At 41.6% G+C, this 26,254-nt stretch carries 20 protein-coding genes; 3 read left to right on the top strand and 17 right to left on the bottom strand.

What is annotated here, in order from left to right; all coding sequences use genetic code 11:
* Positions 1–293: 293 nt before the first annotated feature.
* The 4 genes from T344_RS0125080 to T344_RS0125065 form a co-directional block, all read right to left on the bottom strand.
* On the bottom strand, positions 294–815 hold the full coding sequence (locus tag T344_RS0125080) for a GyrI-like domain-containing protein (protein WP_027630986.1): 522 nt from the start codon (positions 813–815) through the stop codon (positions 294–296).
* Between the two features lie 546 nt (positions 816–1,361).
* Positions 1,362–2,963: an ABC transporter substrate-binding protein gene (locus tag T344_RS0125075; protein ID WP_027630985.1), complete on the bottom strand. Its 1,602-nt coding sequence runs from the start codon at positions 2,961–2,963 to the stop codon at positions 1,362–1,364.
* A gap of 54 nt (positions 2,964–3,017) precedes the next feature.
* Complete coding sequence (locus T344_RS0125070; RefSeq protein WP_027630984.1) at positions 3,018–3,905, bottom strand: carbohydrate ABC transporter permease; 888 nt, start codon at positions 3,903–3,905, stop codon at positions 3,018–3,020.
* A 46-nt stretch (positions 3,906–3,951) separates the two neighbouring features.
* Positions 3,952–4,878 carry an ABC transporter permease gene (locus tag T344_RS0125065; RefSeq protein WP_027630983.1) on the bottom strand — a complete coding sequence of 309 codons (927 nt, stop codon included), beginning with the start codon at positions 4,876–4,878 and terminating at the stop codon, positions 3,952–3,954.
* A gap of 222 nt (positions 4,879–5,100) precedes the next feature.
* Here T344_RS0125065 and T344_RS0125060 point away from each other — a divergent pair, with 222 nt between their 5' ends.
* Positions 5,101–6,684 carry a response regulator gene (locus tag T344_RS0125060; protein WP_027630982.1) on the top strand — a complete coding sequence of 528 codons (1,584 nt, stop codon included), beginning with the start codon at positions 5,101–5,103 and terminating at the stop codon, positions 6,682–6,684.
* A complete protein-coding gene (locus T344_RS29280; RefSeq protein ID WP_051572259.1) occupies positions 6,681–8,498 on the top strand; it encodes a sensor histidine kinase in 1,818 nt (605 codons plus the stop codon). Before T344_RS0125060 ends, T344_RS29280 begins: the two co-directional genes overlap by 4 nt.
* A 349-nt stretch (positions 8,499–8,847) precedes the next feature.
* On the opposite strand, the gene T344_RS0125045 is transcribed toward T344_RS29280, so the two are convergent.
* The gene (locus T344_RS0125045) at positions 8,848–11,316 is read right to left on the bottom strand and encodes a beta-mannosidase (protein ID WP_027630981.1); all 2,469 of its coding nucleotides are present in this window, start codon (positions 11,314–11,316) and stop codon (positions 8,848–8,850) included.
* A 189-nt stretch (positions 11,317–11,505) separates the two neighbouring features.
* Between T344_RS0125045 and T344_RS0125040 the strand changes: the two genes are divergently transcribed.
* Positions 11,506–12,342 (top strand): helix-turn-helix domain-containing protein, encoded by an 837-nt coding sequence (locus tag T344_RS0125040; protein WP_027630980.1) that lies wholly within the window; start codon positions 11,506–11,508, stop codon positions 12,340–12,342.
* A 53-nt stretch (positions 12,343–12,395) separates the two neighbouring features.
* On the opposite strand, the gene T344_RS0125035 is transcribed toward T344_RS0125040, so the two are convergent.
* From T344_RS0125035 to T344_RS0124975, 12 genes are all read right to left on the bottom strand, one after another.
* Positions 12,396–13,193, bottom strand: a complete 798-nt coding sequence (locus tag T344_RS0125035) for a hypothetical protein (protein WP_027630979.1) — start codon at positions 13,191–13,193, stop codon at positions 12,396–12,398.
* Between the two features lie 90 nt (positions 13,194–13,283).
* Positions 13,284–15,023 carry an ABC transporter ATP-binding protein gene (locus T344_RS0125030; RefSeq protein WP_027630978.1) on the bottom strand — a complete coding sequence of 580 codons (1,740 nt, stop codon included), beginning with the start codon at positions 15,021–15,023 and terminating at the stop codon, positions 13,284–13,286.
* Positions 15,013–16,797: an ABC transporter ATP-binding protein gene (locus tag T344_RS0125025; protein ID WP_027630977.1), complete on the bottom strand. Its 1,785-nt coding sequence runs from the start codon at positions 16,795–16,797 to the stop codon at positions 15,013–15,015. The genes T344_RS0125030 and T344_RS0125025 overlap by 11 nt, the downstream gene beginning before the upstream one ends.
* 64 nt (positions 16,798–16,861) lie before the next feature.
* Entirely contained in the window at positions 16,862–17,344 is a 483-nt protein-coding gene (locus T344_RS0125020; protein ID WP_027630976.1) for an HD domain-containing protein, read from the bottom strand.
* A gap of 114 nt (positions 17,345–17,458) precedes the next feature.
* The gene (gene cls / locus T344_RS0125015) at positions 17,459–18,877 is read right to left on the bottom strand and encodes a cardiolipin synthase (RefSeq protein WP_027630975.1); all 1,419 of its coding nucleotides are present in this window, start codon (positions 18,875–18,877) and stop codon (positions 17,459–17,461) included.
* Positions 18,878–18,904: 27 nt separating this feature from the next.
* Positions 18,905–19,648 (bottom strand): DNA repair protein RecO, encoded by a 744-nt coding sequence (gene recO / locus T344_RS0125010; protein ID WP_004630460.1) that lies wholly within the window; start codon positions 19,646–19,648, stop codon positions 18,905–18,907.
* 118 nt (positions 19,649–19,766) lie between these two features.
* Complete coding sequence (era, locus tag T344_RS0125005) at positions 19,767–20,663, bottom strand: GTPase Era (protein ID WP_004630489.1); 897 nt, start codon at positions 20,661–20,663, stop codon at positions 19,767–19,769.
* A 162-nt stretch (positions 20,664–20,825) separates the two neighbouring features.
* Entirely contained in the window at positions 20,826–21,218 is a 393-nt protein-coding gene (gene cdd, locus T344_RS0125000; protein ID WP_479692238.1) for a cytidine deaminase, read from the bottom strand.
* A 221-nt stretch (positions 21,219–21,439) separates the two neighbouring features.
* Positions 21,440–22,726, bottom strand: a complete 1,287-nt coding sequence (gene melA / locus T344_RS0124990) for an alpha-glucosidase/alpha-galactosidase (protein ID WP_027630973.1) — start codon at positions 22,724–22,726, stop codon at positions 21,440–21,442.
* Positions 22,727–22,770: 44 nt separating this feature from the next.
* A complete protein-coding gene (gene pdxA, locus T344_RS0124985) occupies positions 22,771–23,739 on the bottom strand; it encodes a 4-hydroxythreonine-4-phosphate dehydrogenase PdxA (RefSeq protein ID WP_027630972.1) in 969 nt (322 codons plus the stop codon).
* Between the two features lie 2 nt (positions 23,740–23,741).
* Positions 23,742–24,971, bottom strand: coding sequence for a four-carbon acid sugar kinase family protein (locus T344_RS0124980; protein WP_027630971.1), 1,230 nt, complete (start codon positions 24,969–24,971; stop codon positions 23,742–23,744).
* 1 nt (position 24,972) lies between these two features.
* Positions 24,973–26,226 (bottom strand): nickel pincer cofactor-dependent isomerase, group 22, encoded by a 1,254-nt coding sequence (locus T344_RS0124975; RefSeq protein WP_027630970.1) that lies wholly within the window; start codon positions 26,224–26,226, stop codon positions 24,973–24,975.
* Positions 26,227–26,254 lie beyond the last annotated feature (28 nt).

The raw sequence follows: 26,254 nt of genomic DNA, 5'->3' as shown, positions 1-26,254 counted from the left end.
TAAATGATCTCCTGTGAAAACTTATATTTAATATTTACTTCTATTGGAATACTTTTTGGTTCTTATTTAAAACTCAAGTCTAATAATGCTTATCATCTGCAATCATAAATTATTTTCTTAATAGTGTCTAACGGTAATTGTTGATTATCAAATATCTGAAACATTCCTTTTGGTGTTAATTTGTATTCCAATAATTCATCTTTGCAGTGAATCACTTTATCATTAATAAAATTTATATGGTCACCAAAAACACGAATAACAATAGTCATTTTATCAGTATAAAACAAGGAACTTTAGTCCACATTTTTTCTGCATGGTAAAAAATACCCAAAAGTAAAGGTATTATTGCCATCTTCTTTTATATTTGCATATTTATCGAATGAATAATATTCCAATGAAATCCCAACGATTGAATAATCAGGCTCATACCCGTTTTCTCTCATTATTTTCTCTGTTTTGGCATGTGCCCCTTTTTCCAAATGAGAAGTGTTTCCCTGTATCCAGCCAATACCCATTAGGCAATCTGGAATATCACGATAAGAAAACCCATCGGGTACAATAGTATCCGGCTTTGTAAATATCCCTGCTATGTAAGTAAACTCTTTGGACTGTGGATTGTACTCACCCATCCATCCGATTGTGTCCCCTATGGGAGATACTCGCTCAGGCATACTTTGAAGAAACTCATTAGTACCATCATTTAATATCTTTTTCCATAGTTCCGGAACAGGATTTTTCCTGCCAACAATAACCTCTTTACCGATAAATCTCACTGCTTTAAAGTTTTGTACTTCAAAAGAAATTTTCAATCCCATAAAACCTCCAGTTTTACTGTTCAATTACCTTGAATTGCAATTACGTTATTTAACCTCAATACAAATAATACTATATCTGGAATATTACATAGTCAACTATCAAATTCAGCTTAGCAATTTTCTGCCTTCATTCGGCAAATTTTTAAATCAATTGATATCAAGCCGATATAATAATTTTTATTTAACATAATTCAAATATGTTTTTAATACTAAAGATGTAAAATCAGATTAAGGTTATACTTTGATCATAAATTAATAATTTTTTCAACCCCTTCACTGATACTTTGTATTTATTGACGAACTTCTACAAATGCTAAAGCTGCTCAAAGTATACCCATCCGGAAAAGGCTTGATCTGATAGTGCCTTTTCTTTTTTTATTGTTTTTACCTTATTCCCAACGCAAATCTACTGTAAAACCGGGTAAAAAAAACGGATGAGAGTTAACTGCCCTCTCATCCGCAAACTGTAAACTGTAATTTGCAAACTACAAACTACAAACTGTAACCTGTAGTCAATATCTGCAATATTCAATTGAGATTTGTAATTTACTTAGTACCGTTGTATTCTTTCACATAAGCATCGATCTGAGCCTGGACTTCAGCCTGCAGCTTGTCAATACCTGCGGCCGTGAGCTTCTGTTTCATCATATCCAAGCCTTTTTGCTGATCGGTAAGGCCCATTTCTATAGGTATCATATAAGTCTCAATTATATTGGTGATAGCTGCTTCCTCATTTTTAAACTTGCTGTCATCAAAAGTAAATGTGGCTAAAGGAGTCACAACGGAGTCTTCAGACAGTGATCTGTTATATTCGTCTATTTGCTCCTGCGGCACTATGGAATTCTGACGTATCAGTTCTGAATTATTAGTTCCCCATGCCATTGTAAAGCCGTTGAAATCATTAAACTTGGGTTGTATTGCAGTAAATTTCTTTTCTCCTTCGGCTTTGTAGTGAACACCCTCAATACCGTAAGTTACCAGGTCAAAGTACTGCTTATTTGTTTCAAACAGGTTAAACATCATCATAACTCTTTCAGGGTGCTTTGAAGTGGCATGAATGGATATCATTGACATATTGCCGCCTTCAGGAATCTTCTTGTAACCTTTGTTTACGTCGAAGTATTTATTTTCATATGCAGGGTTGATGGCCTTTGTCTTGGCATCATTGTTATTAAAAGTTTCAAATGCGTCAGCAATATAAACAGCGGATTTCTCTGCATTAAAATTAGCTTCATCCGAATCTTTGCTGGAAAGTGCACTCTTTGACCATACGCCGGCATCGGCCAGCTGCTTTGTGGTTTTGAGATATTCCAGGTAATCAGGATCTTCATATGTCTTGAAAACTTTCAGCTCCGGATCGTCAAGGCTTACACAGAGAACTGGAATACCCTGTATGACATCTCTCAGATTCTTGGACTGTCCGTATAAAATACCTCTCATTCTGCCGTTTTGCTCGGTATTTCCAACATTCCATGCCAGTAGATCCTTTTCTCCTTTTGCTATGGTAAACAAAGAATTTACAAAGTCGGACTTGTTGGCAATTGTTATATTGTATTTTTTTACAATATCTCCTCTGAATACGGTTAATACGTTTTTAACCTTTGCATTTATATTGGGCAGCCCATATATCTTGCCTTTTATGGTTACCTGTTTCCAGCGGTCCTCAGAAGTAGCTGCAAATGTATCGGGAGCATATTTTTTGACCATCTCCAGATCAATAGGCATATAGCCGTTTGTTGTGGCCACCTGGTTGAAGCCTATCCAGGCCCCTGAATAACAGAAGTCGAAATCTTCCCCTGATGCAAATAAAAGCTTGTACTTCTTTTCAGCATCGGTCCATGGAATACCTCTTAAATCCAGTGTTGTATTTATGTCCTGTTCCAGCCTCTTGTTGACCTCGGCCAATACCAGGTCGTGGTCAACGGTGTTATCCCCGAACTGATAACCTACCAGTTTTACCGGACCTTTTGCGATTTCAGCCTTGACCGGATCATTTGCAGCTGCATCCCCGGATGTCTGAGCTGTGGACGGTGACGAAGACTGATTTGAAGCTTCGGAGGTTGCCGCACTTCCGCAACCCGCAAGCGTCACAGCTCCTGCAAGTAAAAGAGCCGCTACGGTACCTGTTTTTCTTTTTAAACCTGTCACTTCTGATTCCCCCATTCAATTATTTTTATATATTGATAACCGATTTTCTCGGTATTATCCTTTAACTGCACCGATTGTCAAACCTTTTACAAAATATTTCTGTAAAAATGGATATAGAAGGATGATGGGCCCCGTCGCTATGACAGCCATGGCCATTTTAACGTTTTCCTTGGGCATTTCACCCACATAATTTCCCGAGAGACTTTGTATCCGGTTCAACGCCTCAGCGGCACTTAATATCTTATATAAATAGAACTGCAGTGAAAAGTAACTGCTCTTCTGTACAAACATAAAGCTTAAATACCAGTCATTCCAGTAACCAATCGCTATAAATAAAGCTATTGAAGCAAGCACCGGTTTCGACAGCGGAAAGATCAGCTGTATGAATATCCTGAAATCTCCTGCCCCATCTATCTTTGCCGATTCGGTAATGGCGTCGGGAATGGCCTGCATGAAACTTTTAACAATTATTATATTGAACACTGAAAACAGATACGGAACAACCTGTGCAATCAGCGGCATATCCTTAAAATGCAGAAAGCGTACGCACAGTATATACCAGGGTACTATTCCCCCGCTGAACAATGTAGTAAAGTAGAAAAAGAAGGAGAATTTGTTCCTCCATGCAAAATGCTTTCTGGATAATACATAGGCCGTCATTGCCGTCAGAAACAATCCCAGGACGGTTCCCGCCACAGTATTGTATATGGTGATGCCATAAGCTTTGAAAACATCGTCGGGAAAGCCGAATATTTTAGCATAGGCCTGGCCTGAAAATTCTCTGGGTATCAGGGAATATCCGTATCGCAAAATGGAACGTTCCGCTGTTACAGAGCTTGAAATTATCATTATAAACGGTATGACCGACAACACCGACAGTATTGTAATAAAAGTATAACCTGTAAAATTAAATATTCTGTTGCTTGTGCTCTTTGTAGCCATAAGTAACCTCCTAAGCCATGTTAATTACATTGTAAAAATACTTTTCTCAGAACAGTGAATAATCTTTATCATATTTTTTCACCAGGTAATTGAAGGCCATTATTATTGCAAAACATAAAACCGACTGATATAACCCGGCAGCAGCAGTCATCCCGAATTCAGGCGATGTCATAAGAGAACGTGTCACGTAGGTGTCTATAACATCTGTTGAGGAATAAAGCATGGGATTGTTGCCTGTCACCTGATAGAACATACTGAAGTCTCCGCGGAAGATATTCCCCATTGAAAGCAGCACGAGTATTACAACTGTAGGAACCAGGCTTGGCAGGGTTATGCGGCGGATGCGCTGGAATATATTCGCACCGTCTATTTCAGCCGCGTCGTACATTTCACCGTCTATTCCCATAACTGCCGAAAGATATATGATGGTACCGTACCCGAAGCTTTTCCAGGCACAAACCAGCACTATTATCAATATCCAGATACCTGGTTTGTTATAAAAATCAAAGGCTTCCAGATTCATTGATTTCAACAGTGTGTTAATGGCACCCGACTCGTAATTCAAAACATTATAGGTAAATGCTCCCACAACCACCCATGAAATAAAATACGGAAGAAACATCATGGATTGGCTGATCCGTTTAAAATATTTGTTTGACAATTCTGCCAATACTATTGCGCAGGTTATTTCCAGTACATTATTAACGATTATGAACAGAACGTTATACAGTAACGTATTTCTTGTTACACTTAAAATATCTCCGGCCATAAACAGAAATTTGAAATTTTCAAGTCCGATCCATGGACTGTGGAATATTCCGCCGTCAAAGGTATATCTTTGAAAGGCTATGACCACTCCGAACATCGGTAAATAACTAAATACTATAAAGAAAATAATTGCAGGTGTCAACATAAGTAATAACGTCTTATATTTCTTTAGCTTGAGGAAGAAAGTTCCATTGCTGCTTTTCATTATCATTCCACCTTGTTGTATTAATTAAATGTTTTCCATGTCTCTGTTCGCTTGCTACGTGAATTATAGCATCATGTCATTTCAGGCATAATGGAGGATCTTTTTGTTTTTGTGTAAATTCTTTCTGTCCTTATTTTGGAGACCCAAATTCTATTGACTGGGATTACGACATTTCATATAATGAAGGAAATTACTCATCTATACAGTTTCGGAGGGATTTAATTGGTAAAATTATTGGTAGTAGATGACGAAATAACCTCCAGAGATAGTCTTATTCGAAATATCATGAAGATGGATTTTGATATCTCATTTATTGAACAGGCCGATGATGGAATAAGGGCCCTTGAAATCGCGGCATGGTATTGTCCCGACATAGTGCTGACTGATGTCAGAATGCCGCGGATGGACGGAATAGAAATGTCTTTTAAACTCAAGGAATCCTTTCCTGGCACAAAAATTATCTTTATGAGCGGATATTCCGACAAGGAATATCTGAAATCGGCAATACAGTTAAGAGCTCTGAGCTATATTGAAAAACCCATTGATTATAATGAACTCAAAGATATATTAGGTGAGGCTATCAACCTTTTAATCCTGGAGCATAAAAACCGTGAAAATGCCGTTATAAGCGAAAGACTTTCAAAAAACTTTCCCTTGCTGAGGAATGAACTGGCAATTAAATTAACAAACCCGTATAAGCTCTTAAACGAGCAGTTTGATTATACTTTGCTTGGAATCCAGCCCCAATGGGATTTTGTAACTACCCTTATTCAGATTATAAATAAAAACAGTCTGACACCTTTTGGATTTTATTCCGCAATGGAAAACACCATAAATAATATTGACAATATATTGAAATCAAAAGGTCTGGTTGGAATTTCAACTATAAAGGACAATGAATATATACTTATTCACATAGCGTGTCCGCCTGATAAAAAACATCTTCTGGAAAGCGGATGTATTAAGGAATATTTGAAGGATGTGGAAAATATTCTGATGAACATTGATTTTTTCATTGCTGTGGGAAAGCAGGTCAGTGGAATCCGGAATGTGCCCCAATCGTATAATTCAGCTGTTCTCACTTTGAAAAAAGGTTTTTTTAATGACTACAGGACTACTCTCTTTTATTCTGAGAATAGTGAGATACCCTACACCTTCAATGAAGATATCATAAAAGACATAAATGAAATGATTCTTGCCGAGGAAGCCGGGCAGGCCGTTTCTCTTATCAGGGCCCTGGCTCTGGATTTAAAACAATACAGTAACACATTGCCGAATAATATAAAAGAATTTTTTTACAGAATCATACTTTTGCTTTATGACCTGTCCTCGGAGCTGGGCCTGGAGACGTTTTCAGGGAATAGCGACCGGAGCCGGCTATGGCAGGACCTGAGCTATTTCTACACTCTCAATGAGGTTGAAGAGTACTGCTGCCGGAAAATAGAATTCTTTTTTCAGTGCAGAAGAGAAAAGCGGGATAATAAAAGCAAGATTCTGCAGATCAAGCGGTTCATTGAGAACAACTATATGAACAGCGACCTGTCTATTAAAATGATAAGTGAACACACTTATTTGAGTCTTGCGTATATGTGTTCAATTTTTAAGCAGGAAACCGGTGATACCATAAACCAGCACATTACTGATTACAGGATAGAAAAGGCCAAGGAAATGTTAAAAAACAGAAACCATAACATCTCACATGTAGCCGAAAGCGTTGGTTTTAATGACAGTCAGTACTTTGCAAAAATATTTAAGAAAAAAACAGGACTTACTCCCACAGAGTTTAAGGAGATGTGTCATAAATGAAAAATAAGCTTATTGGAAATATCAGCCAGTATATAAAAAATCTCAAGTTAAGGCAGAAGCTGCTGATTTCCTATATAGTCCTGATAGTCATACCCCTGTTTATCTATTCATTTATAACCTACAGCAGTTTCTCGGACATACTGAAGGAAAAGGCCCTGTTCTCTGCCGATAAGAGCTATAGCCAGGCCTATTCCTTCATATCCGACAAGCTGCTGAAAGTGGTAAAAACAATGGATGTTGTTGTGCAGGACGATATTATAAATCAAATTGCAAATGTCAGCACTGAAAACACCGATATTTTTCAGCAGATGAGTGATATGAACCATATGACAGCCTTTCTGCACAACCTGGAAGACAAGTCGGTAGTTGACAAAATCCGTTTGTATGTAAAGGATGGTCTTATCTACGCAAATAAAAGCGACGTGAAAACATCACCCTTATTCAATATAAATGATATAGAGGATAAAATATGGTATGAAAAATTAAAACAAAGCGGTAACAGGATACTCTGGTGTCCTCCCGCCTACTTCAGTGATAATGAAGAAACTGCCGAGAATACCGTATCGGCCGTTACTTTTTTAAGGAGCAGCACCGATTATTCCAAAATAATCGCACTTTTCAGAGTGGACATAGCAAAAAGCAAGCTTTTTGAGATTATTTCAAATGCCAACACGGTTGAAAACTCCATAACCTATATTCAGAACTCGGAGGGAGATATTGTACTGGCTTCCGACAACAGGCCGGCGGCTGATTTTAAAGTCGATAATTCACTGGTAATCGGCCAATCAAACTCCGAAACCTGGAATACCGCCAGAATTAACAATAAGAATAGCTTTTTCCACAGCAAGCTCATAAGCGGAACTACCTGGTATATGGTCACAGTAATACCTTACAGGGAGATTTTTTCCGAAACGGCCAAAATCAGGAACCAGACACTTATCCAGGTATTCTTCATTGCTTCAATAGCTTATCTTCTGGCCTTTCTGCTGTCTACCAGCATTACGGGACGAATTTCCCAGCTGATAGGGAAAATGAGAAGCGTACAGTCAGGAAACCTTTCTCAAATAACTAAAACCGTTGATAAGGATGAAATTGGGGAATTGATTGAAAATTACAACTACATGATATCCCGCATCAAATTACTTCTGGAGGAACAGTATGCACTGGGTAAGGAAGTTAAAAACTCCGAATTGAAAGTTCTGCAGGCCCAGATCAACCCCCATTTTCTTTATAATACTCTGGATATGGTAATATGCCTGTCCCAGGAAAACAAATACAATGAAATCGAATCCTCGGTTAAGGCTCTGGCCAAATTTTACAAATTGAGCTTAAGCAAAGGTAAGGAACTTGTCAGAATAGAGGATGAGCTCTACCATGTCTCATTCTTTGTGGATATTCAAAATATACGGTTTAACAACAAAATCAACTTCATTATAGATCTGGATGAATATATCAAGGACTTCGAAATCCTTAAGATAACTCTGCAGCCAATAGTAGAAAATGCCATTGTACACGGAATACAGGGAAAAGAAAGCAAGGAAGGCACCATTGTCATAAGCGGCAGCCTTGACAATGACGAGATTCTCTTACTGGTCAATGATGACGGAATAGGCATTCCGGAGGACAGGCTGGATATGATAACCCGCGGAAAACTCAGGAGCTCGTCGGGAAGCAGTTATGGCATCAAAAACATTAATGAGCGCTTAAAACTGTTTTACGGCGATAAATATGGCTTAAGCTACAAAAGCGAATATGGCAGGGGGACTACCGTTGAAATACGGATTCCTGCAAAGCTAACAGATGATGTCTATTGACAAAGCCAGGAGCCAAAAGGCTGTCACAAAGATTAACATACTTTAAAGCATGTGGAGCATTTAATAGTGCTCCCGTATCAACTTCAAAAAATGCAAAGCTCACAAAGTACGTGCCTGAAATTTGTACGGCTCCTCACAAGTATTTTTGCTGCAGCAGAACACTCAACATCCTGTTTCGGAGTTCTGCTCAAATCGGCTTCCTGCCGATTTGTCAGCAAAAATATTTGTTCTTCACCTACAATTTCAGGCACGTACTTTTATAGAGCTCTCATTTTTTGAAGTTGTACTCGCGCACTATGGCCGGTAACGCATTTATTTTCATTTGTCCCATTTTAAGACAGTTCCCGTGTTATTCAAAGGTGTCATATAAACTGCGTACACGCAGCTTATTCCGTATTTCCTCCAGGGTCAGCTCCCTTGAAAGGTATTCCTTCTTCAGCTCAACCCGCTTTATTTCAGCCGCTGATAAATCAAATATATTATCACTGAAAATTGCATCGGCATCTGTAAGGTCAAGTTCCACGAATCTTGCAAAGGCTTTGCTTGATACATTTATAATAAATTTACCGGCTTCTTCATATACTTCGGTTGAAATATCAGGCTTTAACAGCGCAAAATGCTTGGGCTTGACAAAGAGCACCGTTCCCCGGCTTATTTCCTTTCCATCGGCAATCAGGCCAAACTCCAGATAAGTTTCCCTTTTCTTTTGCTGAGAAGTCAATACCTCGCCAAATTCCAGGTCAACAACCTCCCCAGTGGAAAGAGCGTCCATTTCCACTGCCAGTTCTCCATGTTTGATGACCGACGAGGTTTTGTCCCTGAGTCTCCAAATCAGTTTGCCTTCGAATTTATTCAAGGTTTCATTGGATACGTGCAGTGAGACCTTTGTGTCCTCTTCCAGCGCCGAAACCATTACGGGAGCGAAAAATCTTCTGGCCGCATAATGTGCCGCCTTCCATCTGCCGAAATAGTCAAGGCTTGCCCAGGAGGCCACAGGCCAACAGTCGTTGAGCTGCCAGTAAATAGCACCCATGCACCGTCCGCGGTTCCTTCTCCAGTGTTCCACCCCGTAGCGCAGGCCTTCGGCCTGTATCAGCTGGGAGGCATAGAGCAGGGAATCGAAGTCCTTTGGATATTTGAAATGTTCACTTATATAATATAGAATTTTTTCATTCCCCGTGCCATTCTTCTGGTGTGATTCCATAACGTAGGAAAAGATATTTCTGTCCTCGGGCAATGTAAAGGTTTCTACTGTTTTCAGGCATGGGAAGGACTGAAGCCCGAATTCCGACATAAACCTCGGATAAAGAGTCCGGTATTCTGTTATCGGCTTCCTGCCATGCCACACATCCCAATAATGCATGTCTCCGAAATTTTCATTGTTGGGATCATCGAAACCGCCTTTGGAGGTAGGTGAGGCTATCAAATACGAGGTGTTTGGATCCATCTCCCTTGCCAGTTCCGGCAGGTATTCCTCAAATTGTTTCAAATAGTCATTTTGAAGCTTTTGTCCGAACCGTTCACCCCAGCCCCAATAAGCCCAGGCGTACTCCAGCTCGTTATTCCCGCACCACAGCCCCATGGAGGCATGATGGCGAAGTCTTTTCATGTTGTCTCTGGTTTCATGGGTTATATTTTCCCTGAATTCCTCACTGAAATCATATACCCCGCATGCATACAGATGATCCTGCCATATTATGATGCCGTATTCATCACACAGGTCATAAAAATAGTCATCGGGATAATACCCGCCGCCCCATACCCGTATTGTATTGAAGTTAGCCTCAACACAGTTTTTAATAAGCTTCTCCGATCTCTCGCGGCTGCACCTTGCCAGGATGTTGTCCTCGGGTATATAATCGCCGCCCATGGAGAATATACTGTTCCCGTTTACAACGAACTCAAAGGATTCTCCCCATTTATCCTCCTGCCGTTTTAATGAAATAGTTCTAAGGCCGATCCGCATGAGCTTTTCATCAATGACCTTCCCGCAATTCATTAAAGAAACCTTCAGCCTGTACAGGGGCTGCTCACCGTAGTTGTTCGGCCACCAGAGCCTGGGATTGGAGATACCCATTGCTATATGCTGTTCGGCCGCTTCAACAGGAGCTTTCTCTTGTATTATTTCACAGTCGGGGGTTTCAATTGTAATCAATATATCTGTACCGGAATTGCTCCAGTTATGGGTCCTTAATCTGACGTCAAGCTCCACCCTGTCCTGGGAATGCACCTGTGAAATGTAGACATCATCTATCCTGGCAGTATTACGGCACTGTATGGATATATTTCTCCATATACCCATGTCAGGCAGCTGCGGGCCCCAATCCCAGCCGAACATGCAGTGAGCCTTTCTGATATGGGAAATTCCTGGCACCGCGTCGGCACAGCTGCAGAGATACTGCTCCCTGTCCTTTTCAAGAGCATATTCTATGGGTGAACTGATAACCACATGGATATCATTTTCTCCGGCTGCAATGCTGTCCTTAATATCCACTTCATATGTCCGGTGCATGTTCTCAGCCTTCAGCACGCTTTTGCCGTTTATAAACACCTGGCATAAGGTATCAAGTCCTTCGCAGAGCAAAACAATCCTGTCGTGCTTCAAGTCCTCTGTTTCAACCTGGAATGTTCTTTTGTATTCATAGTCAAATTTGCACAAATCACGGATTTCATACTCATTATCCCTGAAAAACGGATCTTTCATTTTTCCCGCCCTGAGCAGGTCATTATACACCGTTCCGGGGACCACAGCGTCTATCCACTGCTCCTCATCCGTTCTTTTCATCTGCCATTTTCCATTAAGGTCTATTAAAATCATAATATTCCTCCTCATTTATATGCATTGTACTATTTACACAATATCCATACCTGTAAAAAAGGTATCGGAATCGGCTTTAACAAGATATTACCATCATAGCGATCAATTTGTCTTGTAACCTTCTCACATTTTATTGTGGTATAATAACATATGTATACTGAAATAATTTATTTGACCGAGGTGGCATACATGCACATACCCATGCTTACGGCAGAAGCTCTCATAGACCCTCAGATACAGGCAAACTTTCATATTGAAGCTTCTATAACACAGACCACTCCGTTACACTATCATGATTTTTATGAAATTTTCCTCATTACCTCCGGAAAATGTGTTCACAGGGTCAACGGACAGGAGCAGGTAATGGGCACCGGAACACTTGTATTTGTGCGGCCGCAGGACAGGCACAGCTATGATATTTATAACAATATGGATTGTCAGTTTATAAACATAAACTTCTATACCGGATTTATTGAGTCTGCATTTGATTTTTTTGGTGACCGTAATTTTTCATCAATGCTGGAAACAATGCAATTGCCCGCCAGTGCAGTACTGCCTTCCGGAGAGATGTATTCCCTGGTCGGCAAGGCCGAACAAATACATTTATTTGCATCAATTGATAAATACAAAGCCCGGATATTTGCAAAAAGCTTCCTGGTTGATGCGCTTACATCTCTTTTTGCAAACTATAAAAATGAAAACAGGAAAACAATTCCGGACTGGTTGGATTCCGTGCTTTTCCAGCTGCAGAAGAAGGAGAATTTTACCGCCGGCCTCGACAAACTATATATGACTTCCGGCAGGAGTACAGGTCATTTGAACCGCGTATTCAAGCAATATCTCGGTACCACTCCCACGACATATATCAATAATCTGAAGCTCAACCATGCAAAGAACCTGCTTGTAACAACCAATATTGACATATTGGACATAGCTCTGGAATCAGGCTTTGAAAATCTCAGCCATTTCTATCACCTGTTCAAGGAGAAGTATGGCATCTCACCGGGCAGAATCCGTACCAAATGAGGTGTAATTTAAACCGGACCTCTTTGGGGTCCGGTTTATAATATTTCTGATATTTAATTCAACAAATCACTTATGGGAGGCAATTTCTCAAGTATCTGCTTTTCCAGTTTATCCAGAAGCTCTTTTGCAATTTGTATATCGATAGATATGTCTTTTCTGAACTTCTCCACCGCATCGTCATCCCCAAGCAATTTAGCCTCGTTAAAAGGAAACTGCTTCTTAAGATTGTCAATTTCGGCAAGTACGCTCTTTGTCCTGGTTTTCATCTGCCTCACAACTTTTTTCATATTCCTGGGCGGCTCCTCCTGAGGTTCGGGGATACTTTGAAACTCGGTCAAAACTCTCTTCTGCAGCCTTTTAAGTTTAGCCGCGTCTTTTTTTTCATATGCGGCTTTTGCCGCCTTCCATATCCTGTTGGTTTTTTTGTCGGAAGAGACAATAAGCTCCGGATGTACCCTGTCTGCTATCGAAAGGTATAAATCCTTCAATTCCCTGGCAGCAGCGGCAAGAGACTCATTTTCTCCATCCATGTTATGGACGTTGTCGATTTCTCTCTTCATTATTTTAAGCATGTTAAAATGCTTTTCAAATTCCTTTTCAAGGGTCCTGTCAATATGCCCCGGATCAATGGGTATCTGAAAATGTATGCAGGTCTGCATCATTTCAAGCTTCAGCTTAGTCCTGGCAATGGTAAGCTCAAGCCTGTGAAGCTCATATCTGGGTTCTCCCAGCTTAAGAATAAAATCATTTTTCAATATATTCGATTCATATATCTCCATATAATCCCTTTCCACAAGGGCTTCCATCAATAATCTTTTCTGAGCTCTATAATCTTCATATATGTTTTCCATATTTGACCTCCTAAGCCGTATTATGGCTTTGAGCCGCACAGCGGCCACAAAACAGTTATGAAATTTTATATGGGCAGTTGAATAAAAATGTCAATCCTCATTTTCGTATTGGCTGTAATACAGTTTACTGTAAAAACCGCTCTTTTCCAATAACTGTTCATGATTTCCCTGTTCTACTATCTGCCCGTTATTCAATACCAGTATCAGGTCGGCCTCCCTGATGGTGGAAAGCCTGTGTGCTATTATGAAACTTGTCCTGCCCTCCATCAATTTATTAAAGGCATTCTGAATCTTTATTTCAGTTCTGGTGTCCACACTGCTGGTTGCTTCATCAAGAATCAGCATTGGTGGAATTATAAGCATTACCCGTGCAATTGTCAATAGCTGCCGCTGTCCCTGGGACAAATTTCCCCCGCCTTCGGCAACCATGGTATTGTAGCCCGCCGGAAGCCTTTTTATAAAGCTGTGGGCGTTTGACGATTTTGCAGCGGCAATTATTTCTTCATCGGTGGCGTCGGGTTTGCCATATGCAATATTTTCCCTGATGGTTCCGCTAAACAGCCAGGTTTCCTGCAATACCATCCCAAAAGATTTTCTGAGGCTGTCCTTTGTCATCTCCCTGCTGTTAATGTCATCTATATATATATTCCCACTATCTACCTCGTAAAACCTCATCAATAAATTTACCAAAGTAGTTTTGCCCGCTCCTGTAGGTCCTACAATAGCAATTCTGGTGCCGGGTTTTACATTAAGACTGAAATCTTTTATAAGCCGGGTTTCAGGATTATATGAGAAATCCACCTTGTCAAAGCTCACCTTTCCTTCAGAACTTGTAAATTCCACAAGCCCCTGTGCTTCCGGCTTCTCGGGTTCACTGTCCAGCACTGCAAATACTCTTTGCGCCGAAGCAGCGGCAGTTTGCAGCTGGGTTGTAACACTTGTTATATTATTTATCGGCTGGGAGAAGTAGGTTGAATAGGTTAAAAAACTTGAAATATATCCCACACTCAGTCTTCCCGCAATAGCTGCTATCCCTCCTGTAAGTCCCAGCAATACATACGTTATATTGTTCACGAGACGTGTTGAAGGATTTACAAGTGATGAATAAAACTGGGCCCACCTGCCCGCCTTGTACAGCCTGCCGTTGATTTCCTCAAATTTTTCCCGGGCACGGTCTTCGTAATTAAAGGCTTTAACCACCTTCTGACTGCCCACCATCTCCTCCACAAAGCCATTCAGCTCACCGTTAAGCCTGGATTGCTCCTTGAAGAGCCTTGACGAACGCTTTGTAATAAATGATGCTATAAAGAATGTAATCGGAGTCATAACTATAACAACCAGTGTTATAAAGGGATTGAGAATAAACATAAAAACAAGTGAACCGGCTATTGAGATAATACCTGTCACAAATTGGGTGACCGACTGGAAAATGCCCTCCGATATATATTCCATATCACTTGTAAGCCGGGCCATTATATCACCGTGTGCATTCCTGTCATAATACTCCAGGGGCATTTTGGTTATGTGTGTGAATACATCGTTCCTCAGCCCTTCAACCGTTCTGTTGGCCAGCTTGCTGGTAAGCACCTGCAGGCTCCATTGAAAAACCGCACTGACCAGGTAAAGTATTATTATTATAACAACTATATTTAATATTTGCTTGAAATCCACCTGTCCCTTTCCAACGATATTATCAACACCCTTACCTATTATAAAAGGTCCCGCTATCATAAGTATATTGCTGAACACGGCACACAGCAAGGCGCCCAGCACAAACCGCCTGTGTTTTCCGATGTATTTCAGCAGACGCTTTACAACATTACTTTTCATCCGGCGCCACCCCGCTTTCATCCTGAGAATTCACAATTTCCCTGTACACCGCACAGCTTTCCAGCAGCTCCTCATTTCTTCCCATTCCCACTATTTCACCCTCGTCCATTACTACTATGAGCTCGGCATTGCGTATGGCTGCAACACGCTGGGTCACTATTATTACCGTCGTGTCAGTCAGGTTTTCCTTCAGTTCCCTTCTTAAGGAGGCATCTGTTGCGTAGTCAAGTGCACTGGAACTGTCATCAAGTATCAATATTTCAGGTTTTTTTATCAGAGCCCTGGCTATGGCGAGCCTCTGCTTCTGACCTCCGGATAAATTTCTTCCTCCCTGCACTATTTGGGTACTAAACCCTTCTGGCTTCTTTTCAATAAATTCATAGGCCTGAGCCACCTTTGCGGCCTTAATCATGTCATCCGGGGCAGCATCGTGTTTTCCCCATTTGAGATTTTCCTCTATGGTTCCGGAAAAAAGTACAGACTTCTGGGGAACCATCCCGATTTTATTTCTTAGCTCATTTTGCTTCAGCTTTTTTACATCTGTTCCGTTTATACAGACAGCGCCTCCCGTGGTATCATAAAAACGTGCTATCAGGTTGATAAGAGTTGTTTTACCCGCCCCCGTAGAACCGATTATCCCGGTAACCTGGCCTTTGTATATCTTAAAGGAAATATTCTGCAGCACATTTTCCGCCGACCCTTCATAAGAGAAGCTGACGTTTTTAAATTCTACTACCGGTTCCTCTGCTTTTTCAGTTGAGTTACTCTCTCCCGATAAATCAGTGAGTTGGTCCATTGATTTTAGTTGTTCTTCGGCGGGATCGGAGATTGACGGTTCCAGATCAAGCAGTTCATTGACCCTGGCTGCCGACGCAGCTGCCTTTGTGAAGGTGATCACGAGATTTGCCAGAACTATCAGCGCCGATAAGATCATGTTTACATAGTTTATATAAGCTATTATTTCCCCCTGGGACATACTGCCCTCATAGACCTGATAGCCTCCGAACCAGAGTATTGCAGCAACTCCAAGGTTAATAATGACTGTTGTCGCCGGATTGAGCAGTGCCGAAATCCGTCCTACCCTGACGGAATTATCGGCATATTCCCTGTTGCTTTTAATAAAACGTTCCCTCTCCTTGTCCAATCTGGCAAAAGCCCGGACCACCCTTGCCCCCGACAGGTTTTCCCGTATAACCGTTGAAAGGGTATCCAGTTTTTTCTGTACTGATTTGTACATTGGGATGCTTCTGGACATGACTATGTAGAGAAATGCTGCAAAAAGAGGCATTACAATCAACAGTACCAGAGACAGTCTTACATTGATTATCATTGCCATCACCACCCCGCCTATGCACAGGAAGGGTACCCGGATAACAAGCCTTATAAGCATTGCAACGGCAAATTGCAATTGGTTCACATCACTTGTAATTCTGTTTATTAGCGACGGTGTCCCTATTTTATCGATTTCATTGAAGGAGAAGCCCTGTATTTTTTTAAATAATAGATTTCTCATTGTTGTGCCAAAACCCTGTGAAGCTATTGACGCATAATACTGGCAAATAAATGCCGATCCTGCCCCGATAACGGCAGTGAGCAGCATTAGACCGCCCATCATGTAAATGTATGAAGAATTATTTGCTTTAACACCATTATCTATCAGCTTGGCCATTAATAAGGGAATCAACAGTTCCAGGATGGCCTCCAGCAGCTTGAAAGCCGGTCCCAGCGTGACCTGTTTGATATATGGTTTCAAGTATTTAACCAGTCTGAACAAAATTAAAACTCCTTCTGTTGTGTTGATTTAACTGCATATATTGCCTAAATTTATATACCTATGACTAAAGATACATTGTATCCAGTAATTCCACAGCGGCTTTAGTCTTAAAATACTTGCTTCTTATTGAAGCTACGGCCTGCCCATCCATTTCATCCTCATAGATGTTGACGAGGAAATCCGCTTCAACCAGTATCTGAAAATCAGGTCCGTCAATTTTACCGTAGCTATGATGATGCCCTACTATATGGCAAACCCTTTCTATTATTTCAGTATCGATTGGGTATTTCTCCATGATCTGTTTTGCTATAGCAGGACCTTCCTTTTCCTGGTATGGCCCCGCAGAAGAATTGTACTTCCTCTCGGCTTCCTTGATGCCAATATCATGCAATATGCCTGAAAGCTTTACTATCAGCCTGTTTTTATCATCAAGCTTTTCAAGGTCTGCAATGGCGGCGCAGAAAGCATATACCTTCAGAGCGTGATTTATACGCCTTACATCTTTATTGAAATATAATATCATTTCCTTGATAATTTCTTCTGTCATATCAGCCTCCATTTTCTATCAATTATAGTTTATTAGAGATGGTAAGACAATAAACTATAAAAAATATTACAAAATATTCTTTTTTAAATAATATGGAAGGAACATCGGGATATTTTAAAGAATTGGTGAAAACAATCTGAATACACTTTCCTGAATTCTTGAGAAAACACTTCTTTCCTGGAATTCCTCCTTGGTCAGCAGACTGCAAATCTTCAAATCATCTTTGAAAATCTTTATACACCTGCGGGATATTTCTTCGCCGTACATAAAGGCATCAATTTCAAAATTGAGAGAAAAACTTCTCATATCAATATTTGCCGTCCCTATGGCAGAGCAGAAATCATCCACTACCATCATTTTTGCATGTAAAAAGCCGGGGTATAAATAAACTTTTATCCCATAATCCATAACATCTGCCACATATGACATAGTAGCCTTGTAAACATAGTTTTTGTCGGGAACTCCGGGGATCTGAATTACCACTTCCACACCTGACAGGGCCGCATCCTGAAGTGCTTCCAGAAAGGTTGCATCAGGTACAAAATAAGGTGTCTGTATAAAAATGCTCTGCTTTGCAGAACTGATCATTTTCAGCAGGCCCCTTTTTATTTCCTCTCCCCCCGTATCAGGTCCGCTGGAAACTATCTGTATTCCGGTTTTCCCTTTTTCGTTGACTGTTTCCGGAAAGTACCTGCTGGTATCAAACCTTTCGGAAGGCTGTTTTGACGCATATAACCAATCCTCGATAAATCTGAGCTGCAGATCCAATACGCTGCTCCCCGTCATCTTCAGGTGAGTATCCCTCCAGGGCTTTATTTTCCTGTGATAACCCAGGTATTCGTCCCCAATGTTTATTCCTCCGGTGTAGCCGATCCTGCTGTCTATTACCACAATTTTGCGGTGGTTTCTGAAATTCACCTTCAAGTAATTGCTGATGGTATTGGAGAAATAGGTATATACTTCACCGCCGTTTTCCACAATGGGTGAGTAGGCCTTAAACGGCATTAACAGGTTTGAGCCATGGTCAAACAGCACCCGGACCTCAAGCCCTTCCTTTGCCTTTTTGGCAAGCAGCTCTATCAGTTTCCTGCCGATATTGTCGTTCTGGAGTATGAAATACAGCAGATGTATGGATTCCCTGGCTTCCTCCAGGTCTTTGAACAGTTGGCTGTATTTATCCTGTGCACTTGTGAAGATCACCACTTCATTATTATCCGTATAGGGACTTTGTGAGGTGGCTGCATTCAGTCTCATCAGCTGTTTCATCTGCTCACCGGAATATTCCGGCACTCTGATCTCCCTGCCATAAGGAATTTTGTTTGAATTCTTGAATACTTTATGACTGTACTGCTTATAGGATTTTCTCCCCAAAAGCAAATATAGAAAAAAACCTATCAGAGGCAGTAAAGACAGGGTAATAACCCAGCTTAAGGCCTGGACCGGTTTTTTACGTTCAAAGAAAACAGCCGTGATAATGAATACAATATTTATTGCAATAACTATTATAGTGATGGTAGAGCCTATATTGTTCATATACCACTCCGGATTTTAATGATTTATTTATATTAATTGTTTCAAATAATCAAGCTTGTTATATTCCTTTCCCAGATGCTCCTTTATATATTTCCTTGATATTATTCCCAGCTCTTTTATTGACTGTTCCGACAGTGAAAAGCTGAATAATTTTTGCGGATTTATTCTCATAATATATTTTAAAGCTTTCACCGTCCCCGGCAGAAGAGGTATTACCCTGCCCTTGGGGTTTACACATTCCCCGCAGACAATACCCGAGTTATCCAGATCAAAATACATATTTTCATCATCTGTTTTATTACAGTTGATGCAGCCTGACACCTGGGGTTCATAGCCCAGCAGCGCCATGAGCCGGAGTTCGAAAACCCTTGTAACCAGCTCCAGAGGACGTTCGGTCTTGGCAATTACATAAAGAGTGTTCAAAAGGAGCCTGAGAATACTTTCCGAGGGCTCTCCCTCCTGCACATTGTCATAGATCAAATCCAGTATATGGGAGCTGTAAGTGAGCTTGTAAATATCGTTTCTTATCTCATAGTTCGGCTCGATGACCTCGCAGCAGGACATATTGTACAGTTCCTTGCCCTTAAAGAGCATGTAGTCGCTGAAGCACAGCAGCTGAGTGCCGCTGCTTAAAGAGTTTTTTGTCCTCCGCGCATTTTTTGCGGCAACTGAAATCTTTCCCTCCTCAGCAGTCAACACGGTTACTATCTTGTCGGCCTCACCGGTATTCACTTCTTTTATAACTATTCCCTTATAATTTACACAACCCATTTACCTTTGCGGCCTCCGAGCTTTAATCCATACCGGGAACTCCCCTTTGGCCGGAGGTCTGCAACTGTTATTTTCCCTCAATGGACCAAAGAGTATACCTGGATAGGCTATTTGACTCTTATTTCTTTTTATTTTGGTAACCCAGATTTTTCAACATGTTGTCGTTGTTGCGCCAATCGGGCTTGACCTTTACCCAGAGTTCAAGAAAGATTTTAGTATCCAGCAGCCTCTCAATTTCGAACCTTGCGGCGCTTCCGATCTTTTTGAGCATCTGACCCTGTTTGCCTATTATTATTCCCTTGTGGGTGCTCTTTTCACAATAAATTGTTGCCTGTATATTGACAAGACCGTCCTCTCTCTCTTTAAAGGACATAACCTCCACACCCACACCGTGGGGCACCTCATCCTCCAGGTTCAAAAGCACTTTTTCCCTTATCATTTCAGCGGCGATAACCTTTTCAGGCTGGTCTGTCAGGGTATCCTCAGAGAAAAACCTGGGCCCTTCGGGCAAATATTTTAATGCCTCTCTTACTATTATATCAGTTCCGTCATTTTTCAGGGCTGAAATTGGAATAACCGCCTTGAAATCCATCAACTTGCTGTAACCGTCTATTACTGAGAAAAGCTTGTCCTTTCCGGTGATATCAACCTTGTTCAAAATAAGGAAAACAGGAGTGTTGACCTTTTTCAGCTGTTCAATTATGCTGATGTCCAGGTTTCCCGGGAGAGCTGCAGCCTCAGTAAGAAAAAGGATCAAATCCACCTCTTTCATGGTTTCCGACGCTACATTTACCATGTATTCACCCAGCTTGGTCCTGGGTTTGTGAATACCAGGCGTATCTATGAATACAAGCTGGCATTCATCATTTGTAATAACTCCTCTTATGGTATTCCTGGTGGTTTGAGGCTTGTCGGACATTATAGCTATTTTTTGTCCTGTCAGGGCATTCAACAATGTTGATTTTCCCACATTTGGCCTTCCGATTACCGATACAAAACCCGATTTAAACGACATATATCCTCCATGAATAATTTAACGCGTTGTGCCAGTTAGTTAATTAATTTTGCAAGTAAAAAATTCTTACTGATTATACCGGTACTTCCATACTAACTCTTTTTACTGCAAAGTTGAAAGTCAATTTAACTGGCACAACGGGTTAATTTAATGTATTTAATGTTAAAAACTTCTGAATGCATTGGGCAGAATGTCCCCAAAGCGTACTGTCCTATATTCCCCGTTTTTTTTCGTTGCTATAATTTCCATTTCGTCATCGGCGAATTCCGCCAGAACCTGTCTGCATATACCACACGGATATATGTAATCCGGTTCGTCACTTGTTATTGCTATCTTGGCAATTTCAAGTCGGCCAGCCTCCGATACAGCCTTCCATACGGCAGTCCTCTCGGCGCAGTTGGTAGCTCCGAATGAGGCTATCTCTATATTGCAGCCTGTATAAACCTGGCCTGATTTGGTCAGAAGCGCGGCTCCCACATGGAATTTGGAATACGGTACATATGCATTTTCCATAGCCTTTCTGGCATATGCAATCAATTGCTCATTTGTAATCATTTGCTCCTCCATATAGCTTTAAAACATATACCGTAAGAAAATCCGCTTCTCTCACGCTAAAAAAGCATATCTCTATTATATAGCATTTTTTAAATGTTAGTATTATTTTTTTTATTATGGGCCGGAATTCCGGGGACAAATTCCTGAATATTGAAAAAATGTGCCCGGCACTTGTTTACCGGACACATTTTCATTGTGAATTCTTCTAACTTTCCTGATTATTATTTAAAAGCCGGCAGCAGATGCGCATGTGCCTCAAACAGTTCATCGGTCATACTTCTTATTTCATCCAGTGTCAACACTGAAGCCGTGTGAGGATCCATCATAACGGCATTGTATATATATTCCTTCTTACCCTTTAATGCACCTTCCACAGCCAGCTGCTGCACACTTATATTTGTCTGGTTCAGTGCTGCCAGCTGAGTTGGGAGTTTACCCACGGCTACAGGCTGGAAGCCGTTTTTGTTTACAAGGCAGGGGACTTCCACGCAGCTGTCGGCAGGCAGATTCTCTATCAAACCATTATTAATCACGTTTCCGTTAAAGGAACGCTCATACCCTGTTTCAAGCGAGTGAATGATGTATGCGGCATATTCATGACTTAATTTTGTCTCCAGGTCTTTTCCGCTTTCAAGTGTTGCTTTTGTGTCTTCAAATCTGCCTATATTTCTTACACTTCTGCGGACATATTCGTCAATGGGAATATCCAGTTTGCCAATCAATTCCTCTCTTTTTATGAAATAAGGTACATACTCGGCCATATGCTCGCTGGATTCAGTTACAAAATAACCAAAATGCCTCATGATCTCAAATCTGACTTTGTTATCGCCATATATTTCAGGCTTATCCAGACAATCAAACAGTTGGGGATACAAATCCTTTCCTTTATGCTCCAATCTTAAAAACCATGCCATGTGATTTATTCCTGCTACCACATAATTGATCTCACTATAGGGCACCGAAATATATTCCGCCAATTTTTCAGAGGTTTGCTGTACGCTGTGGCAAAGCCCCACATATTTTATTCCCGAACTTTTCATTGCAGCAAGGGATAAAATGGCCATGGGATTTGAATAGTTCAGCAAATAGGCATCCGGGCATATTTCCTCCATGTCTCTTAAAAGCTCCAGCAGGGGAGGAATTGTTCTAAGACCCCTGAAAACGCCTCCAACTCCCAATGTATCTGCTATTGTCTGCTTCAGGCCGTATTTTCTGGGTATGTCAAAATCGAACAGTGTGGCTTCATGTCCGCCCACCTGAATTGCATGTATGACATAATCGGCATCTTTTAACGCAGTACGCCTGTCCATGGTTGTCTCGATCTTAGCCCTCCCGCCTATTCTCCGGGAAAACTGTTTTGCCATAAGTTCTGCAACTCTCAGCCTTTCCGCATCAATATCCATAAGGCTGAAGGTGATGTCCTGCAATTCACTGAAAGATAATATATCAGCCATTACCTGCTTTGCAAATATAACACTTCCCGCCCCTATAAATGTAACCTTTGCCATAGTATACCTCCGATAAGTATTTTATTTTAATTACGTCAATTACGTCATTTCCTGCCACACATTTTTACCGCCAGGTTAAAAGCTTCAATAAGGCTGCGGGTGGAGGCCATACCTTTATAGGCTATGTCAAAAGCAGTCCCATGGTCAACCGAAGTCCTGATGACCTTAAGGCCAAGGGTCACATTTACTCCCCCCTCAAAATCCAATAATTTCATCGGAATATGTCCCTGGTCATGGTACATGCACACCACTGCATCAAACTGTTTTTTGCAGGCCTTTATAAAAACCGTGTCGGGAGCGACAGGCCCCTCCACGTTCATCCCTTCTTCCCTTGCCCTCTCAACTGCCGGCTTTATCTCCAATATCTCCTCTTTTCCAAAGGACCCGTTTTCGCCCGCATGGGCATTGAGGCCGGCTACTGCAATCCTTGGCTCCTGTATATAACTTTTAAGAGCCTCATATGTGAGCTTTATAACATTGTAAACCCTATCCTTTTTTACCTTTTCGACGGCCTCCTGCATTGATACGTGCGTACTTACATGGGTTACCGTCAGTTTCTCGCCTGAGAGCATCATGGTGTAGTTTTTCTGCCCGCAAAGCTCTGCAATAAGCTCGGTATGTCCTGAAAAAACAGGATCACTCAACCTGGTTGACTCCTTATTCATGGGCAGGGTGACCAAAGCCTGTATTTTTCCTTCCAGGGCCAGTCTCACAGCCTTTTCCACATAGCTTCTGGCCGCGTATCCCGATTCCCTGGATATCTGCCCTATTCTGAGCTGTTCTTTTCCCAGCAGTTTCATATCCAGAACATTAAAATATCCCCGGGTTAGCTCATCAACATCTGTAATCCGCTTTAAAGGCACATTATACCCCAGCAGGCTGTTACAGTACTCAATTATTTCATAATCACCTATGAGAATAAAATTTTCACATATATCTCCGCTTCCGAATGCTTTCAAAGCCAGTTCCGGACCCACTCCTCCGGCCTCTCCCATTGTAATCCCTATTAACATGGCTATACCTTTCCCTTCAAATAATCCTGTATTTTCAGTAAAACATCTTCTTCTCCGAAGCCTCCGGCTTTACTGACCAGTATGATTTTACCATATTTGCATACGGCATGTGATACAGCCACACCGGGTACGATTTCTTCTACCGGCAATAATCCTGAACACTCCACCGCCTCCATTATATGAATTGCCGTATCCCCGCCAAATACAACCAGGGCGCACTTTGTACCGCAATCCAGCACCAGTCTGGTCAAAGCTCCCAGACTGCCGGCTATTTTTACGGGGTCGCCCGCCTCATCAACTTCTTCCCTGCGGTTAACTGTTTTTACGATTACTTTGCCGGCCCGTTTTATCATCCCGGCAATCCCTGCCGCCAATTCTTTTCCCCGGATTGTTTCCATATACCCGGGGGCATTCTTCTGTTCGGATGTAAGTACGATACTTTCAAAGCCTGACATTTCCCCATACAAGGTCTGTTTAATGGAGTCCCGGTTGATGCTTCCGCTGACCACCAGGATATTTTCCGCTTTAACCTGTTCAAGGCCGGCACCGCATTTTTCAAGGTCTATAAATTCGGGCAAATACTCTGCAAATCCCGCACAGCCGGCGGTAAGCGACAGCTTTTTCCTGCTGCTCAGAACTTTACCGGTATTTATCAGATCCCCGTTGGACTGTCCGTCAAATATATAAATGGTATTCCTATCTTCCAGGCCGGTAATCAGCCTTCCTTCGGCAGTTGCAGAAACCGCACCGATTCCGGGCTGCCGCATGAGGATTTCAGGAATATAACCGGTTGTTATCGGATTCAACAGATCCTTTGAATAAATGGTTTGATGGAGCGGTATACCATCCACAAATTGCACTGAGTCAATGGTTGTCCTTCCGGTTTTGGGATATGCAGGTACACACATAAAGGGCATACCCTCCCATGCATCCATTACCGCCTTCAGTTCCTGTCCGACATTTCCCCTGAAGGTGGAGTCTATCTTTTTATAAACATGTTGTATCCCATACTCCCGGGCCTTCAGCGCAAGCCTGTGCACTATTTCGTAAGCCTCCCCGGGAGAAATATGCCGGCTTTCGGTGTCAATCACCAATACCTGTACGTCCTGCTCAACCTGATCAAAATCCAATTGGGTGCAGGTACTTACAAAGGTCCTGATCCCTTTTTTGGAGAACTGTACACCCGTATCCATTGCACCTGTAAAATCATCCGCCATCACAAGCAATCTCATTTTATGTATCTCCCGGTTCAAACTTTTTTAACGAGCCCTGTAAATCTGTCATTTCTTCGAAGTCCCCGATAACCTCAATATTTAAACTGTCTTTTATTTCCTCATATATACCCGGTGAAACATATATTTCACCCAGATGGAGAGTATTTTTTATCCTTATAATTCCTACAGCTTCAAGATCTGTTTTGCTGCAGGTCCTGAGAGCATATTCCACCGCCTCTTGATCTGTTTCGGCAACAACAGGCATTTTCCCTCTTTCCAGGAAGGTGCTTGTCAAGACATTCTCATATGTCGCCTTAAAGTCAATCTTATCATAAAGCCTTCTGGTTATAAAATCCGCCAGCCCCATACCTAGCGCATTCCCGTGGGAAGCCCCGGTCAGATCGGTTACAACTATATTGGTTATATCCGGCTTTTCAGGCTCCTTTTCATTTCTGATCCTCATTCTGCCTGTGATATTGGGATCTATGCCTACACCGCTGATATCCTTTCCCATTTCGTCTACAATCAGAATATCCAGCTTGTCAACCGGAAGCCCCGGCATGTTTTTTCTGCATATGTCCAGCAGCCTCATTTCTTCCTCTTCCATTAATTCAGGTTTTACAGCTTTAATAACCGCAGTATTGTCATAGGCATTTTCAACGATGCCTATCCCCAGCATGATTTTGCTGTTTTTAAGGATATGCCTTGCGGCTTTGGGAATCAACTCCCTCAGACCATATACTCCGTAGCTGTGTATTTCCAGAGCCTGCTTATGTTTTCCCAGCCCGATCACACACATTTTCAGGAGACCGCTTTCGGTTTTACCGTGAAAATCAGTGTGAACCTTAATACGATTTATTACAATAATGCCATCTGCATTATAGGCACAGCTGTCCATAAAAACCTTATGGCACAACTCCCCCTGCGGTAGCTCCACCACTTCCATGGAAGAATATATGGGAGCTCCTGTGTACTCTTCGGTGATACCATAACCTTCCAGAACCTTCTTCTGTCCGTCGGCATTGGCTCCTCCATGACTTCCCATGGCAGGTACCACAAAGGGTTTTACCCCCATAGTTTTCAAATATTCTACCGTTGCCTTCACAATACGGTGAATATTTTTTATGCCTCTGCTGCCCACTGCCAGGGCAATACTGGAGCCGCTTGCAAATTTTGCACCGGATTTTGCAAGCTCGTTTTTTACTGCGCCTTCAATGTCTTCTATACATTCATCGGCAAATTTCTGTTTTACTCTGATAAGCTTTGGCACCATTGCTTAGAACCTCACTCTCTTTATAATC

Source organism: Ruminiclostridium cellobioparum DSM 1351 = ATCC 15832 (genome assembly GCF_000621505.1).
GTDB lineage: Bacteria > Bacillota > Clostridia > Acetivibrionales > DSM-1351 > Ruminiclostridium > Ruminiclostridium cellobioparum.
This window is presented reverse-complemented; position numbering and strand designations above follow the sequence as displayed.